The following is a 17,680-nucleotide window of genomic DNA, read 5'->3' as shown; positions in this document are numbered from 1 at the left end:
TGCAAAGTAAATGGTCTGGGTATTATAACAAGAAGCCCTGTAATAAGCAGGTCAAAACCAAGATAAATTGCTGATGCTTGCTATTCAATAATAGTGAAATCTTTGCCATCGTTGAAACCCTTGTTACTTTTACAACATGGTACTTTCACAATAGAAACTTAACAGCGATATCGTCACAATTTTTACCTAAAGCTTATAGTCCTTACAAACCCTCACATCGCCTTACGGGCAACCTATATAAACAAAAGGTCACAACTCGGTATTCTAGTTTCAGTTGTTAAGGCGATGATTGTTTTTCTCAATTCATCTGATTTTCGATATTTGAAAAACGCTTAATTTGGAAAACACTTAGCCTGAATAAAAACTACTATAAACAATCAACTATTTAATCACTACGACTTAATCAAAATAAAGAAAGGGAGATTTACTATGAGTAGACAAGACCATATCAATAAAGTGCAAGAATTGGTAAAAGACATCAAGTTTGCTATGATGACAACTCGTACTCACGAAGGTCATTTGCATGCCTGCCCAATGACAACGAGCGAGACGAGCATCGGTGCAAAAGAGATTTGGTTCATCGGTGACAAGAGTACCGAAACCGTGAGTGACATTGAGAAAGACCCGCAAGTAAACTTGGCTTATGTCAGTCAAGATGCCAAAAATTATGTCTCAATTAATGGCAAAGCGGAACTGGTCGAAGACCAAGAGAAATTAGACGAGCTATGGTCGCCGATCTACAATGCTTTTTATGAGCAAGGTAAAGAAGATCCAAATGTACAGCTGATTAAAGTCGTACCACATGGTGCAGAATATTGGCTAAGTGGTAGCTCGGTTGTCAATATGTTTAAGATGACCACTGCTGCCGTAATGGATGGCAAAAAAGCGACCAATTTGGGCGAAAACAACTCAGTCACGCTGTAATACCAATCCCAAAAACTACGATTAGCGGTGTCAAACTTGTTTAGTCTACAATGCGTAGTACTTGCACTCGTTTTCCTTGCTACTCTAGTTTTTATAAATGGTATAAGCTACACAAATCCTAAATAATAAGAACAAAAACGCCAGTTGCTAATGCGACTGGCGTTTCTTTATGCGTTATCTATTTTCTATCGATAGGCATTACTGCGGTGGTTTCGCATAACCATTGTCCGCAGGGTAAGCTTGCGGCTGTTGAGGCTTCGGCTTAGATGGATCATATAGGCCATAAACTGCTGTACCTATTACACCTGTATTATTGATAGAGCCTGAGCTGGTATTGGCAGCATAGGCACTTTCTGGTTTGCTAAATATAAAGGATGCTACTGAGCTTTGGCTCTTACGGAAGCCTTCAATCACCAAATTATCATTTGGATTTAGCACATATCCACTGTCATAGCGACTGGCAGCGCTGCCATTGAGGACATTGATTCCATCGACACTAGCGACGATTTCATAAGTGTTGTCGCTGTTATTATGATACACCAAACGGTAGGCCTGACCCGCTTGACCTTGGACGTAATAATTACCCGAATCTCGATAGATCGATAACGTATCTGTGTCCGTTTCCATCGAAAAATCCATCTTGCCCGCCAGTAGTGATATGCTATTAACCGCACGTCCATTATAAGACTTATCAGCATAACGGACTTGCATCTGCTCGATAGGCTCACTGCTCGTACGGCGCAGATCAACAGTCGTCACTTTTGAGTCGACGTCATCGCCCCATTTTGTCCCCAAACGCTCAGATTCTGCCGCGTCCTGAGTGGAACGTTCTGCAGTAGCATCTGTTTGGGTAGATTTTTCTCGCTGAATGGTTGAGGTGGACTCTTCTTGCATGTTTGAGCCAGAAGAACACCCCGTTAATAATGCCAACAATAATACGGCAACGCCCGACTGTGTCTGATGTAATGTCATGCTTATTTCCTTATTTGAATGCCGTTTCATGATAGCTCGATCAATTTTCTTGTATTTTGTTTACTAATTTTGAGTATATATCAACCATACAAACAATGTCTAAGACAAATAGGCAACATCAGCCGTATTTCAAACAGACCATAAAAAACGCCAGCGGCTAATGCGACTGGCGTTTTTTGTTGTCTATGTTGTTTGTTGACCATATCTGCGTTATATATTTACCCGCTTTGCTTTAGGTACGGCCAAGCCGCTTTGAGATAAATCATCATCGACCATAGTGTCAAAATAACAGCAGCAACCATCAGCACATAACCGATCGTTTCGAGCGACTCCCAGTTTAATAAAAGTACCGTAATAGCCACCATTTGAAACGTCGTTTTTAGCTTGCCGACATATGACACTGCCACACTGGTACTTTTGCCCAACTCTGCCATCCATTCACGTAGCGCTGACACCGCAATCTCACGCGAGATAATCACAATCGCGGCGATTGCCATAATAATATTGGGATGCCATTGCACCAAGATAATAAGCGCCGCCGCCACCATTAACTTATCAGCGACAGGGTCTAAAAAACGACCAAAGGCTGACATAACATTAAGCTTACGGGCAAAATATCCATCAAGCCAATCAGTAATCGCTGCAATAATAAAAACGCTAGTCAAAAGTAAATGGCGTAACAAGCTATCACTAAACTCGCTCATGCCGACCCGCGCAATCACATTGTCTGAGATAGCAGGCATGCCAATCCCCATAGCAGGTGGCCAATAAGCAATCGCGACAAATAGCGGAATCATTAAAATCCGCGCGATAGTAAGGTTATTAGGCAAGTTAAAAATACTCTTGGTATTTTGCGGCTCCTGCGTATGCAAATGCGTATTCTCAGTCATGGCAAACCCAGTTTTATATAGACATATTAATGGTAGATAGCTTAGCATTTTTCACGCAGGTCGTCATGCCATCTCTTTAGCTATTCAGTTATCGATATAGTCAGTTGCATTTAAAAACAGTCGGTTGAATTTAAACCTAGTACAAGGCATCGCAGTGTAGATGTATATCTAATACTTCAAGCGAGGTTAACGCAGTAATATTTTTATAGTGGAATGACTATACTATTAAAATTAATCAATCTTTCATATATAACTACAAAACTTTGCTACGCATTTTTCAATGTTAGATATGACACGACTAAAAGACTCATCTACTGGAGATACAATACGACATTAATTTTCTCTCTTATAAGCTCTAAACGTAATGTCATGTAACCAAAATAGCCAAACCGCTGCCAATTGCGCTATGATAGCGATTCTGATAAAAACACTTGTACACTTAAATATGTAAGTAAATATATGCAGTTATTGAATTAATCACCACCACCCTAATATTAGTTAATATAGAAACACTCATAATAACAATAGGTCACAACCACTGCCTCTGTAGTTCCTTTACACGATCAGTTTTCCTCGGCCCACAGTTCCTCCTCTGTGGGCTCTTTTTTTGCCTGTAATTTATGCTTAGTTAAAGGTTCTTGTAATATACAAGTATGACTATCTGCAAAAATCTGTATTGTTTGAGCAATAATCTAAAAAGCGGCATATTGCTTACAAGGAAAAACCCACCATAAGGTGGGTTTTTATAATACAAATGATGAGTCGGCGATGACTTAATAAGACAAAGAAAGGTATTCAGAGCTTTACATCACTCAGTGTCATCGCAGTTATCTTAATTGGCACAGCGAATAGCCACGCAGTACCAGCAGTACAATAGAATCTGTTGTTATGATAAGACACGATTTGGGCAGTAAAATCGTTTGAATCTTGATCACACATAGCTTCTTCATCACTATTATCATCTACCGCACACCATATCTCATGGCAGCCATGCTCAAGCATTACACGAGTCAGCTCACTTCCTCTAAGCACTATATTCACCTCTAACTTCGTACTATTTTGTATATTATGTTATACGAATATAACTGTTTCTTAGCAATTTGGACAGCTTTATTTTCAATTAAAGTATTACAAATTAATATACAAACTTTCAGTTATAAGCGGCTATAGATTTAGATCATCATAAAAAAGTTCTACTTTTTTTACTGGTATGGCGCATTGCCATTCAACGCCTTCTTTACAGGAGAAGTTATCATTATCAAAAGAAATAATGTGCTTTAGCGAATCATATTCAGTGCTATCGATACTAGCCATCGCTTGCTCGTCGCTCTCATTACTGACCGCGCATAAAACCTGCTTATCCCCTCGTGCGAGCATGGCACAAGTCAGCCCACTTCCTCTCAATCTGGTACTCATAAACTATCCTTTATTTTCAATAAGTTATAGATTTCTTGCTATATCATATAGATATAGAGATACTATATAGTATTGATTTATAGTCTCTTTAGTATTTAAGTGTATATGCACGTTAACTCATCGCACCCATCGCTTAGTATTTTTTAACTTTAAAGGGCTCTGAGAATTGCAAAATCAAAAAGCCAACGACCGATAATATAATGGCAATCTCATAACGACCGTAAGCCACCGAAATACCGATGGCACCTGTATTCCATAAGCTCGCTGCCGTGGCAGTGCCCTTTGAGCCTTTTTCATTTTTAAAAATCGCCCCACCACCGATAAATCCCATACCTGTGATGATGGCATACATGATTCTCGCTTCACCAGTAGCATCATAAATATCCATACCAACCAACATGAACGCGCATGACGCAATGGTTACCAGTGGAAACGTCCTTAACCCCGCGCCGTTGTCTTTCATCTCACGATTAAGGGCAATCGGTAATGACAATATAAAGGCGATACCCAACTGGAAAAAATGATAGCCCATCAGCTCTAAATCTATATCGAATCCAAACATCGTTATCACCTTGTCATATTAAGAAAACACCCTTAAAGTCCAGTTTCGGATAGCGTCAGTCGCTAAGTAAACTTTCGCCATTATTTTGCTTTGTTGATTGCCTCAACCGTCTGCTGTGCCATTTGATAGCAACTTTCGATATTGCCTTGTCCGCACCAATCACCACTGACAATCCATTGATGAGACTCGTCTATCAAGATGCCTAATGCTTCTTTATCACTATCAGAAACAGTGGCGGCATAGCGCCAACGATGGCAATCTATTTGGCTAGGAGCATGTTCATCATTCCAATTCAATGCTTGCTTGGCAGCTATTAATAACTGCGCTTTGATCGTCTCCATATCGTCATCGACATGCTGCTCTGACCAGTCGTTGCGCGCATGAATAGTGACACTGGGTAGCAGGTCATCGCGAGCAGGTTTTTGGTGATCGACAAATATTCTATCGAGTATAGAGTCATTCAGATAAGCCACATCCCAGCGTGGCGCTGCTTGAGCGCTTAACATTTTTGGTAATGTATCAAAATTATCCCATCCTAACATCAGGGTATAACACGCCAGCATTTTTGGCTTAGAAATCTTGGCTTGCTCAGCAAAGCCGCTCTCTGCCATTAGCTCTATGGTCTGACCATTAGGCGCGGTACATATCACCCAGTCAAAGTGACCTAGACTCGCACCAGTCTCGTCAAATAGCTCAGTTTTTTTATCAACCTTTTCCGCTAGAGAATTATCATATTGAGCCAATGGTGCAACGCGGGTTTTAAATTTTATGGTGCTGTACTGCAACTCATCAGCCAGTGTACGCCCCCAACTGGTCATTTTTGGCGTACTGATATAGCGGGCTTGCGTGGTGTTCCATTGCTCTTTGATGTGAATATCAGGCGATTGAATATCATGGTTCGCTGGTGTTAAATCAATCACCTGCGCGCACCATGGCTGTAGCAATCCCGTCTCTAACCAAGGCGTAATGAATTGCTTAAAACTTGCCGTCTTAGCCGTAAAAAACTGTGCTCCAAATACCCATTGCCAGTTTTTGCCAGTGTGGCTATCAGTACGATATCGAGTGGCTAAACGCCCTACGCTACGTGACTTTTCAAAGACAGTGATTTGCGGTAAGGGTCTTTGCGCACTCTCTTGTGCTATGTTTTGAGCAAAGGTACGCTCTAATAATGTAGCGGTAAACAGCCCCGTCAAACCACCACCAATGATAGCGATTTTTGGTGATTGGGTAGCGACAGCGGGCAAAGAGTGATTGGTCATAATGACAGCAGGCCTCATATAATGTTGGATAAAAAAGGGAGTGATAATAGTAGGAATGTTTTAGATAATATAGCTATCGTTAGATAAGATAGTTATAGAAATTATTGAACCTTTAAAGTTTGTTGATATCAATATCGTCTGCGTAAAAAAGCCATGCTAGTTTTCATAACATGACTTTTTTGAACGCTAATCGTCTATTTACTGAGCGTGCTTTTAGCAATATCTCATTATCGATAATTTAACCTACTCTCCTCGCGCAGCTTTGACTACCTCAACCAGCTGATTAATCACCGAGCTATCCGCAAGAGTAGACAAATCACCCAAACCAACATATTGCCCTGCCGCAAGGTTACGTAAAATACGGCGCATAATTTTACCCGAGCGGGTTTTGGGTAGTGCCTCAACGATATGAATAGCATCCAAATTGGCAATCGGACCAATCTCAGCGCGAACATGTCGATTCAGCTCAGCTTTTAGCGCTTCTGTCTCTTGTTCACCCGATTTTAAAATAATAAAAGCACAAACGCCCATGCCGCGAATCTCGTGCGGCATCCCGACAATGGCGGCCTCCGCTGTCGCGGGATGCGCGACCACGGCGCTCTCAATTTCTGCTGTTCCCAGACGATGCCCTGCGACGTTAAGCACATCATCGACGCGACCCGTGATCCAATAATGTCCATCTTCGTCACGCTGCGCCCCATCACCAGTGAAATAATAACCGGGATACTCACTAAAGTACGTCTGTAAAAAACGCTCATGGTCATTATAAATGGTACGCATTTGCCCCGGCCAACTGCTGTTAATTGCCAAGTTTCCTTCAGCAGAGCCTTCTAGCATAGTACCGTCACTATCAACAATCTCTGGCTTGATACCATACAAAGGATTCATCGCTGCACCCGGCTTGAGGGCGACCGTGCCTGGTATCGGTGCCATGAGAATGCCGCCTGTCTCAGTTTGCCACCAAGTATCTACAATCGGACACTTGCCGCCACCGACGACATGATAATACCAGTCCCATGCTTCTGGATTGATCGGCTCGCCGACTGTTCCGAGTAGTCGCAAACTTGAACGATCAGACTCCCGCACAAAGACATCGCCCTCCTTCATCATCGCTCGAATCGCCGTCGGTGCAGTGTACAGAATGGTCACATCGTGCTTATCGATAATATGACCGATGCGTGCCCATGTGGGATATTCTGGTACACCCTCGAACATCACCGTCGTCGTACCATTGGCAAGCGGTGCGTAGGTTGCATAGGTATGACCTGTGATCCAGCCTACGTCCGCAGTACACCAGTAGACGTCATCGTCTTTAATATCGAACACATCTCGAAAAGTAGAGAGTGCATAGGTGATATAGCCGCCCGTGGTATGCAGCACACCTTTAGGTTTGCCAGTAGAGCCAGAGGTATACAATAAAAATAGCGGGTCTTCGGCATTCATGACTTCTGGCTCGCAATGTTCTGACTCGCCATCGACCAAGTTATGATACCAAACATCGCGGCGACCACTCATCGGTACAGAATTACCCGTACGATGAACGACAATGACGTTGGTCACGCTATCAGTGCCATCCATATCTAGTGCCCGATCGACATTGGCTTTGAGCGGCGTATGCTTATTACCACGTAAGCCTTCATCAGCCGTAATGATGATTTTTGAGCGACTGTCTATCAGGCGATTACCCAAGCTCTCAGCAGAAAAGCCACCAAAGACCACAGAATGTACAGCGCCAATACGCGTACATGCCAGCATCGCTATCATTGCTTCAGGTATCATCGGCATATATAAGGTCACGCGATCGCCTTTTTTAACCCCAAGCTTACGCATGGAATTACCCAAGCGACAGACCGCTTGATGCAGCTCTTTAAAGGAGATGATTTTGTGCAGTGAAGGGTGATCGCCCTCCCAAATAATGGCAGGCTTGTAAGGATTTTTTTTGACATGTCGGTCGAGACAGTTGACAGAGATATTCAACTCGCCGTCCTCAAACCATTTTATGCGAAAATCATCCAAATCATAGTTAACGTCGCTGATTTTGGTCGGTTTTTTTATCCAATCGATCAGCTCGGCACGCTTCGCCCAAAAAGCATCATTAGCCTGAGGTGATTCGATAGATTTTTCATAGTCTTCGCGGTATTGTTCAGCGGTAGTATTGGCAGCATCGATAAATTCGGCCGCAATGGGGAATGATTTTTGAGTCATCGTATTTGTCCTTTTTAATTATTATGACCTGCACGCATAACGGTCGAAAACGACTGCCTGTACAGGTGATAAGGGTCATCTTCCATAATGTGTGACACTCACGGTTAGTTTGACAAATAAGCAGAACGGTTGCAAGGTATCAACAGCCATTCATAACAATATGCCTATATAGCGGTATACTTGATCACCCATGATAAAATTTATTGACGAGGTGTGGTTTTGCATTTACTCGCTTTTAATCTTGCTATTGACTAATTTAAAACATGTTTTGATTTTGGCATAAACTTTTATTTTGGTATAAATAAAAGCATCACCGTCCAGATATTAGATAATGATATGACATTTAACCCTTGTAACCTTGTATGAAATATGGACAATAGCTACACGCGAGATACGACGCCAAAATATACTCTTCACTAAACCCTCTTATTGACCTGCTGCTATAAAGATAAGCAATCGACTCTGTTGTTGATTCGATGACGGATTTGGTGGCTGGTTTTTAAACCTATTATTTTATGAGACTACCATGAGCAATCACCGCAATGCATCACAATACACCCACTATGATGTCATCATCATCGGCGCTGGCGCGTCAGGGCTATACTGTGCGCTCACAGCGGGTCGCCGTGGTCGCCGCGTACTGGTATTAGACCATGCCAATAAAGCGGGCAAAAAAATCCTCATGTCAGGTGGCGGACGCTGCAACTTTACCAATTATTATGTCGAGCCTGAGCACTTTATCGGTGCCAATCAACATTTCTGTAAATCCGCGCTCAGTCGTTATCCCAGCTGGGAATTTATCGGTATGGTGGCAGCACATAACATCCCTTACCATGAGCGCGAACACGGTCAGCTATTTTGTGATGATTCAGCGCAAGATATTTTGACCATGCTCCTCGCGGAATGTACGGCAGCTGGCGTACAAGTAAAGCTGAATGCGCAGATTGACAGTGTGCAAGCTATCGCAAATGACAAGAACGCCAAATTTGAATTACTGACCAGCAAGCAGCTTAGCAAAAAGGAAAAGCAAGAGAGAAAAGAATCCGCCAATCAAACCAAACTGCCGCAAACAGGCTACCGCTGTGAGTCACTCGTGGTCGCCACGGGCGGACTGTCTATTCCAACGATGGGAGCCAGTGGTTTAGGATATGAATTGGCGCAGCAATTTGGGCACACGCTGATCGCAACCGATGCCAGCTTAGTGCCTTTTACCTTTACGGATAAAACGGGTGAGCTTATCCGATCTTTGGCTGGTATTAGTTTGCCAGTCATCGCTAGCAATGAGCGCATCTCTTTTAAATTGCCCATGTTGTTTACCCATCGCGGGCTGTCAGGCCCTGCTATGCTACAACTATCAAACTATTGGCACACTGGCGAGACCATTAGTATCAACCTGCTGCCAAATATCGACATGACAGCGCTGCTCCTTGCGCACAAAAAATCGCACCCAAAGCAACTGATTCGGACGGTCATCGCGGATTATACCGATAGCGGCGATGACAGTAATAAGTTACCAAAAAAGCTGCTTGCCGCTCTACAAACGCATCTTTGGGACGATATCAAAGACACCGAACTCGCCAATATTAAAGATGAACGGCTGACGGAGCTTGGCGCGACTTTGAATGGCTGGCAGCTCAAACCCTCTGGTACAGAAGGCTATCGTACCGCTGAGGTGACCCGCGGCGGCGTAAAAACTGATGAAGTCTCCTCAAAGACCATGCAAAGCAACATGCAGGAGGGCTTATACTTTATCGGTGAAGTGCTGGATGTTACTGGTTGGCTTGGCGGCTATAACTTCCAATGGGCATGGGCCAGTGGCTTTGTCTGCGGTGAAGTGGTTTAACCTCATTTAATCATAACGATGTAGCATTGTTTAATCATAAGCAGTGCTACATCGGCAGCACTTATAAACAGCACTTATAAATAGCACTTATAAACAGTGCCATGTCTGAATGCCCACCACCCCCTAATGAGATATCGCTATTTTTATTCTACTTAAGTTGCCTTTTATCGACATTAGCCCTTGATAGATTATTAAAATAAACACAATATAGGTAGCTATAAATGTAGCTTAACTTAACAGAACTTTTTTATTAAAAAACATGTTTTGTCTGACGAGGTAATAAATGCGTCCTATTAAAAATATTCATGGTGATAAAGCGCCGCACTGGGTAGGTGACGGTTTTTATGTAAAGACCTTAATCAACCATCTTGACGACAACCCTCATTTTAATTATAGCCATACCGACCCTTTTTTATTATTCGATTATGGCAAACCAACAACCTTTGATCCAAACCCCAATTATAAAACACAGCCGCATGGAGTCGGACAGCATCCACACAAAGGCTTTGAAACCGTCACTATCGCCTACGAAGGTGAAATCAGTCATGCCGATTCAGTAGGCGGGCAAGGGATTATTCAAAAAGGCGATGTGCAATGGATGACCGCAGGTCGTGGCATCATGCACGAAGAGTTTCATTCGGAGGCTTTCGGTAAACGCGGTGGGGTCTTTAGTATGGTGCAACTGTGGGTTAACTTGCCAAGTGCGCACAAACTGACCGACCCAAACTATCAAAGCATCAAACGGGCAGATCTGCCTATCGTTGAGCTGATCGACAGCAGCAACCCTGATCACCAAACGATAATTGGTAAGGCGGCTATCATTGCTGGTGCGTGGCAAGAAATCACAGGCGCGGCAAATACCTTTACCCCGATTAACTTATGGGATATTGAGCTGCATACTGCGGGTGCGACGACGCTAAAAGTGCCCAACACCCACAATACACTACTGCTAGTACAAGAAGGTGAGCTACTGGTCAATGGTACGTCAGTCAGTGCCGGTAATTTGATTCAATTTGATGCGCCAATTCAGCACCGTACTGATGACCAAGCTCAGCAAACACTGGCTACTGATAACATTGAGCTGCATTATCCTGCTACCGAAAATGGCGAGCAAGCACCAGTCAAGCTTTTACTATTAAGCGGCGAACCTATCGGTGAACCAGTCGCAGGTTATGGACCCTTTGTAATGAATACCCAAGAAGAGCTCCGCCAAACGTTTCGGGATTACCAAACGGGCAACTTTGTCAAATAGTTAAAATACAGGCATCAAAAAGCCACCTGACGCAGACCGTCAGGTGGCTTTTTATTATGTGCTTATGTATCGGCTAACGGTGAGGGTGTTTTTAACACACCTTAAGGTTAGCTAATCATAAGGGCAGCTGATTATCGATTATGCTTGGTTAAGAAATGGATAATCGGTATAGCCTTCATTGCCGCCACCATAAAAGCTCTCTGGGTGCTGCTCATTGAGCGCCGCCCCTTCTCGGATACGCTCAACCAAATCAGGATTGGCGATATAATCACGGCCAAAAGCAACCGCATCGATATAGCCTTCCTTGATATTTTTCTCCGCTTTTTCAGCAGTATAGCCACCAGCAGCGATAATCATATTATCAAAAGCATCACGGACACGCTGACGGAATGCATCACTATAAGGTGTGCCACCTGCCCAATCAGGCTCAGAGAGATGCAAATACATCAGACCACGCTTGTTGATCTGTTCAACTAGCCAGATGTTTTCGTCTTCGTTGTAGCCTGCTTCTACATTGTTAAATGTGCCAAGTGGCGAGATACGAATACCCACATGATCAGCATCCCACGCATCAACACAAGCATCGATAACATCAAGAGTCAGACGCGCACGATTCTCACGGCTACCGCCATACTCATCATCACGCTGGTTGGTTTGCTCAACCCAAAACTGATGCAATAGATAACCGTGTGCACCATGAATCTCTACCCCATCAAAGCCTGCTTCTTTAGCATTTTTGGTCGCTTGGGCAAAATCAGCGATGACTTGCTTAATCTCATCAAGGGTCGCTGGACGTGGCGTGGTCGCTTCAACGCGAATGGCGTGGTTATTGCTATCACGCAATGACGTACGCACACCGACATGCACATCAGACGCTGAGATCGGCGCTTTGCCATCAGGCTGCACGCTTTCATGCGCGACCAATCCTGTGTGCCATAGCTGTACGACAATTTTACCACCTTTGGCATGAACATTATCAACGATGGTTTTCCACGCAGTGATTTGATCTTGAGTATGGATACCCGGCGCGCCAGCATAGCCTTTTGCCTGAAAAGATACCTGCGTCGCTTCAGTAATAACAAGCCCAGCACTCGCACGCTGTGAATAATACTCTCCAGCAAGTGCCGTCGGTACATCACCAGGTTCAACAGAACGCAGACGTGTCAACGGTGCCATGATGATGCGGTTTTTTAGGGTTTGCGTACCCATTTTTACGGGTTCAAATAAATTATCGTGTGCCATAAAAAGCCTTATTTGTTGTTATAAAACCATAATGATTGGTTTGTTATTAATGAATAAATAGCGCGCTCGTTTTTTAATACGCTATTTATAATCCGTAGTCTTTATAGGGGGCAAACGTGATAATTCCAAGGAAAAATGACAAACAAAAACATCAATATGGCATGATATCGATATTGATAATACTCATTATTCAACGCCTCTTATTAGCCTATTAAGCGAATGGCTTTAATCATTTAAAAACATAAATGGCAAAACAATATTATTTATCAATAACGTGTACTCATAACCTTTTAGTCAAAAGTCTACTTAGGGCGTGTTGAACGAAGACCCAATCGAGATTTTTACAACTTGAGCATCTTTTTAATGGACAACTCTAAAGACAAGTAAGTGCCAAACAATATCACCATCGAGCCGATGATCGCAGGCGTGTCCAATGCTTCACCAAGCAATAAGTAACCCAATATAATCGCAAAAATCGGAATCACTAAGGTAATACTGGTTGCGCGCATAGGACCAATGCTTTTTATCAATTGATTCATAAAAATCAAGGCAATGGCGGTTGAAAATACGCCAATACAAATGACAGAAACCCAAGCAGTAAGGCTAATGCTTTTACCATATGGGAATTCGTAGACTGCTACCGGCAACATGATAATACTGGCAATGATGAGCGAACCTGCGGTAATTGCCACTGGCGAGACACTGTATAAGTAGTTTCTGGTGATATTGGCACCGACGGCATAACCGACACAGGCCAATAACGCATAGCCCATTGGTAGCAACCCTGAACTTGACTCAGCGCCCTGCCCGCTACCGCTAAATAAGTTTTCACTCATCAAAATAATTACGCCAATAACGCCAATAACCAGACCAAGAATTTGTTTTTTTGACAATCTGTCTTTAAAAAAGGTGCTGGCGATAAAACCGCTCATCATCGGTACGGACGCATTAAGCACCGCCAACACCCCTGCGTTTACCGAGCGCGCTGAAAATGCAAACAGGATAAAGGGAATAGCGGCAGAAAATAATCCAACCAGCGTCAACACTTTCCAATTATCCCGTATGCCCTCTCTGTTTTTTGGGCTGATTAAAACAAAAACCAGCATGGTCAGTCCAGCCAAGACCACACGAAGGCTGGCAAAAGCTAACGAGCCAAATTCAGGCACGCCGATACGATAAAAAATAAAAGACAGCGACCACATAAAGGATAAGGTGATAAAAATAATGAGGTCGCGGTTAGACATGGGGTGATCCTATCAAGCGTTAGACGATTGCTCCTTACTTATAAAATGGCTATTTATGAACTTCTCGTTATGAAATGATTGTTATCAATAAATTCATCATAAAAGCGCAGTTATAAAAGGCTCAGTCGTAAAAAGTATCGTGTGATAAAAAAACCTCGATGATAACTTTTTAATTGCTCGATTGATGTTGTATTTTCTGTATTTATCGCTGATTTCTTCTACAAATTTACTTTATCCAAAACAAAGTCAATATCCTTATCGCCGCGCCCTGACAAATTGACCAAAATCGTCTCATCCGCTGACATATCCTTGGCGATTTTCATCGCATAAGCGATGGCATGTGCCGACTCTAAGGCAGGAATAATACCCTCAAGGCGCGACAATGCCATAAACGCTTCTAGACATTCAGCATCAGTCGCCGACTCATAAGTAGCCAGGTTTAAATCTCGCAGATGCGAATGCTGTGGTCCAACGCCCGGGTAATCTAGACCAGAGGCAATCGAATGTACCGGTGCAGGCTCGCCTTGTTCATCAAGCAATACATAACACTTAAAACCGTGAATCTCACCCTTGACGCCCAGTGACATCGTTGCGGCATGATTGGGCGTATTCAAGCCTTCACCTGCAGGTTCCACACCTATTTTTTCTACATCTTTATCATCAAAAAAGCCGCTAAACATACCAATTGCATTGGAGCCGCCGCCAATACAAGCAACTACCTTATTGGGCAGCTTACCCGTCGTTGCTAAGAACTGCGCCCGCGCTTCATGTCCGACCACTGACTGAAAATAGCTGACCATTTCAGGATAGGGTGCAGGACCTAATGCCGAGCCAATCGCAAACATGCTGGTATCAAGCTCATTCAAATAAGTCTCAAAAGCGCTATCGACTGCTTCTTTTAGCGTACCCGCGCCACGCGAGACTGGTACGATATTGGCACCCAAAATCTTCATCCGGCTGACGTTTGGATGCTCCTTTTTAATATCCACCACACCCATGTGAATCTCACACTCCAAACCCATCAATGCTGCTGCCGTCGCTAATGCTACGCCATGTTGCCCCGCACCCGTTTCCGCAATCACCTTTTTTTTGCCTAATTTTTTGGCTAATAATACTTCACCCAAACAGTGATTAATTTTGTGCGCGCCCGTATGATTTAAATCTTCACGTTTAAAATAAATCTGCGCGCCGCCGCAATGCTCCGTCAAACGCTGCGCATGATAAATAGGACTTGGACGACCAACATAGGTCTCACGCAAGCGCTTCATCTCAGCAATAAAATCGTCATTTTTAATGATTTCACGAAAGCCTACTTCGATTTCTGCCATGGCTTTGGCAAGCTCAGGATGACCGATTTTGCCACCGAACTCTCCGTATAAACCATCGTCATTGGGCAAAATTGATTGATGTAATCCATAGCCAGCTGCTGTATTTTGCGTTGTCATAGTTAACCCTTATTATTTTAGATGGAGTATTAGTATTGGCATTTTTGCCGAATTATTTAGCGTTTTTAGTAATGAAAATATTTTTATGTATTTGTGTTCTAGTACATTGAAACAAGATGATAAGCGAAATTCTCTATTCGGTCAAGTTTACACGTCACTCTAAAAACAATTGACTAAGTGACTGGATAAGACATTGACTAAAAGCTGGCAAGAATAATCGGAGAATGGAAGCGCGATTTTACTATGAGTATTACAGCAATCGTGTGACTGAAATAATAACGCAACCTATGTTTGCTAATATGATGCTCGCTTAACTTAGCGCACCTTTACAGTCTAAAGCTAATATTATTCAACTCGGGCTTTTTAGCTTAAATATCAAATTAGGATACACCATGCAACGACGCCAACTGATTAAAGCCATGGGTTTAAGCTTAGGCGCTATCAGCACCTCCGCTGCGGTGAGTGGTTGCCAAACGCTTGCTAAGCAGCCAAAGCTACCGAGTAAAGTCATCCAAGCTGGGCATTTTCCTAATATCATCGTTGGTAGTGGCTATGGCGGTGCGGTATCGGCGCTGCGATTGAGCGAAAAAGGTCACAAGGTTTTAATCCTTGAGATGGGGATGCGCTGGGATAGAAGCCCCAAGCATGATACCTTTTGCAAAATGATTAGCGCCGATAAACGCTCAAGCTGGTTTAGCAATATGCCAAACGCCCCTATCCCGATTCCAATTCCTATCAGAAAATATCCAGGGGTGTTGGATTTAATCGAATACGATAATATGAAAGTCTTCGCTGGGCGTGCTTATGGCGGCGGCTCCATCGTCAATGGCGCGATTGCCATTCAGCCCAGACGCTCGCACTTTGAAGAAACGTTTCCTTGGATTAATTCTGACGAGATGTACGATACCTACTTCCCTCGCGCTATGAAAGAATTAAAAGTCAGTCAAATACCCGAATCGTTTTTTAATCAATCCGAGCACTACGAATTTACTCGTTCAGCTGAACGCCAAGCAGAAAAGGCGGGAATGAAGACTGAGTTTTTCGGTAATAGCTACGATTTTGACTATATGCAAAAGGAAGCGAAGGGCGAAGTCTATAAATCTGGCCTTGGAGGTGAAGTTATCTATGGCAATAACGCTGGCAAGTTTTCACTGGATTTAACCTACTTAAAAGACGCTGAAGCCACGGGCAATGTCACGGTCAAAACCTTGCGCAAAGTTAATACCATTCAAGCGCTTGATAACGACCAACTGCGTTTAGAAGTCCATGTTATCAATATGACAGGCGGCGTCGATAAAGTTGAACATTATACCTGCGATAAGCTCTTCCTTAACGCAGGTAGTACGGGTACCTCAGAGTTACTGCTTAAAAGCCAAGCGGAAGGAAAACTCAATAATCTAAACGAGCATATTGGTCAACACTGGGGACCCAACGGCAACATCATGACGGGACGCAATTTCGTCCACGCGGCTGGCACCACCCAATCCACCATTCCGGTCAAAGGTATCAATATGTGGGACGGTGATAGAAACGGCTCAAAATACAAAATCTTTGCTGAGCTTGCGCCATTACCGTTAGGACTTGAGACTTGGACGACGCTATATCTTGCCATTACTGACAATCCAGAACGCGGCAACTATTACTATGACAAAGCCAGCAAAACCGTCAAACTAAACTGGAAACGTGAGCAAAACGAGTACTCGGTAAACGCGGCTAAAGAGCTGATCGAAAAACTCGCTAAAGTAAATGGTGGCTCTACTTCAAGTTTATTATTCACCAAAGGCTTCGGCGATAACTTCTGCTATCACCCGCTTGGCGGCTGCGTCCTTGGCAAAGCGACTGATGAATTTGGGCGCGTCAAAGGGCACGAGAATATCTACGTGCAAGACGGCGCGTTAATCCCCGGTAGCGCTGGGGTCAATCCGTATGTCTTTATCACCGGACTTGCCGAGCGTAATATGGCGAGTATTTTGAAGGAAGATTTTGGGTAGGTTGTTGGGGTTTTAGGATTTGGCTATATAGAAAGCGCTCTTGAGGGGCGTTTTTTATTGGGTTGTGGATTTGATGGAGCTAATCCTGCTTTTTTCTCATACTCTGCTTGGAATTACTTAAATTTTAAAGAAGTTATTTCTTTTTTAATATGCATAAAAATATGATTCGATATCAATTTAAGCTAAACTTTAGATTACTTCTTGTGCTCAAATGTAATAATTTATGAAAGGAATAAGCATGATAATGGAATCAATAGCAGTAGGTGTATGCGCCAATTGGATATATGAATTTTTAAAGCTTACTTTACCCTTTTCTCCTAGGGCGTGTCCCTAATTCAGTTTGCAATGAATCATAGTACAAGCTAGATACAGCATAGACTTATAATTACGAGCCAATTTCTCGTATCTAGTCGCAATACTACGGAAGTGCTTTAG

General features: G+C 43.2%; 14 protein-coding genes and 1 pseudogene. 4 read left to right on the top strand and 11 right to left on the bottom strand.

Annotated elements, in window-relative coordinates; translation table 11 throughout:
• The first annotated feature begins 429 nt into the window (after positions 1-429).
• Positions 430-924 carry a pyridoxamine 5'-phosphate oxidase family protein gene (locus tag ACP7AE_RS12850; protein WP_193009253.1) on the top strand — a complete coding sequence of 165 codons (495 nt, stop codon included), beginning with the start codon at positions 430-432 and terminating at the stop codon, positions 922-924.
• Positions 925-1,122: 198 nt separating this feature from the next.
• Here the strand turns inward: ACP7AE_RS12850 and ACP7AE_RS12845 are convergent, their stop codons facing one another.
• The 7 genes from ACP7AE_RS12845 to acs form a co-directional block, all read right to left on the bottom strand.
• Positions 1,123-1,896: a hypothetical protein gene (locus ACP7AE_RS12845; protein WP_201540866.1), complete on the bottom strand. Its 774-nt coding sequence runs from the start codon at positions 1,894-1,896 to the stop codon at positions 1,123-1,125.
• A gap of 218 nt (positions 1,897-2,114) precedes the next feature.
• Positions 2,115-2,786 carry a CDP-diacylglycerol--glycerol-3-phosphate 3-phosphatidyltransferase gene (gene pgsA, locus ACP7AE_RS12840; protein WP_045443785.1) on the bottom strand — a complete coding sequence of 224 codons (672 nt, stop codon included), beginning with the start codon at positions 2,784-2,786 and terminating at the stop codon, positions 2,115-2,117.
• Between the two features lie 795 nt (positions 2,787-3,581).
• Positions 3,582-3,818 (bottom strand): hypothetical protein, encoded by a 237-nt coding sequence (locus ACP7AE_RS12835; protein ID WP_227675952.1) that lies wholly within the window; start codon positions 3,816-3,818, stop codon positions 3,582-3,584.
• A gap of 132 nt (positions 3,819-3,950) precedes the next feature.
• The gene (locus ACP7AE_RS12830; protein WP_426243534.1) at positions 3,951-4,202 is read right to left on the bottom strand and encodes a hypothetical protein; all 252 of its coding nucleotides are present in this window, start codon (positions 4,200-4,202) and stop codon (positions 3,951-3,953) included.
• Between the two features lie 133 nt (positions 4,203-4,335).
• Positions 4,336-4,764 carry an MgtC/SapB family protein gene (locus ACP7AE_RS12825; protein WP_109591139.1) on the bottom strand — a complete coding sequence of 143 codons (429 nt, stop codon included), beginning with the start codon at positions 4,762-4,764 and terminating at the stop codon, positions 4,336-4,338.
• Between the two features lie 80 nt (positions 4,765-4,844).
• Complete coding sequence (locus tag ACP7AE_RS12820) at positions 4,845-6,023, bottom strand: NAD(P)/FAD-dependent oxidoreductase (protein WP_426243532.1); 1,179 nt, start codon at positions 6,021-6,023, stop codon at positions 4,845-4,847.
• Positions 6,024-6,266: 243 nt separating this feature from the next.
• Positions 6,267-8,228 carry an acetate--CoA ligase gene (gene acs, locus ACP7AE_RS12815; protein WP_426243530.1) on the bottom strand — a complete coding sequence of 654 codons (1,962 nt, stop codon included), beginning with the start codon at positions 8,226-8,228 and terminating at the stop codon, positions 6,267-6,269.
• A gap of 526 nt (positions 8,229-8,754) precedes the next feature.
• Between acs and ACP7AE_RS12810 the strand changes: the two genes are divergently transcribed.
• A complete protein-coding gene (locus ACP7AE_RS12810; protein WP_426243528.1) occupies positions 8,755-10,071 on the top strand; it encodes an NAD(P)/FAD-dependent oxidoreductase in 1,317 nt (438 codons plus the stop codon).
• A gap of 283 nt (positions 10,072-10,354) precedes the next feature.
• Positions 10,355-11,323, top strand: coding sequence for a pirin family protein (locus tag ACP7AE_RS12805; protein WP_426243526.1), 969 nt, complete (start codon positions 10,355-10,357; stop codon positions 11,321-11,323).
• 138 nt (positions 11,324-11,461) lie between these two features.
• Here the strand turns inward: ACP7AE_RS12805 and ACP7AE_RS12800 are convergent, their stop codons facing one another.
• From ACP7AE_RS12800 to trpB, 3 genes are all read right to left on the bottom strand, one after another.
• On the bottom strand, positions 11,462-12,565 hold the full coding sequence (locus ACP7AE_RS12800) for an alkene reductase (RefSeq protein WP_426243524.1): 1,104 nt from the start codon (positions 12,563-12,565) through the stop codon (positions 11,462-11,464).
• Positions 12,566-12,906: 341 nt separating this feature from the next.
• Positions 12,907-13,809 (bottom strand): DMT family transporter, encoded by a 903-nt coding sequence (locus tag ACP7AE_RS12795; protein ID WP_426243522.1) that lies wholly within the window; start codon positions 13,807-13,809, stop codon positions 12,907-12,909.
• Between the two features lie 218 nt (positions 13,810-14,027).
• Complete coding sequence (gene trpB / locus ACP7AE_RS12790; RefSeq protein ID WP_426243520.1) at positions 14,028-15,254, bottom strand: tryptophan synthase subunit beta; 1,227 nt, start codon at positions 15,252-15,254, stop codon at positions 14,028-14,030.
• Between the two features lie 392 nt (positions 15,255-15,646).
• Between trpB and ACP7AE_RS12785 the strand changes: the two genes are divergently transcribed.
• Positions 15,647-17,245, top strand: coding sequence for a GMC oxidoreductase (locus tag ACP7AE_RS12785; protein WP_426243518.1), 1,599 nt, complete (start codon positions 15,647-15,649; stop codon positions 17,243-17,245).
• A 330-nt stretch (positions 17,246-17,575) separates the two neighbouring features.
• Here ACP7AE_RS12785 and ACP7AE_RS12780 read toward each other — a convergent pair.
• Positions 17,576-17,680 (bottom strand): annotated as a pseudogene (locus tag ACP7AE_RS12780) (IS5/IS1182 family transposase); the annotation flags it as partial.

This window comes from Psychrobacter sp. TWP2-1-2, assembly GCF_049896785.1.
Lineage (GTDB): Bacteria > Pseudomonadota > Gammaproteobacteria > Pseudomonadales > Moraxellaceae > Psychrobacter.
Note: the sequence above shows the minus strand (reverse complement) of the source record. Positions and strands in the feature narration are given on the sequence as shown.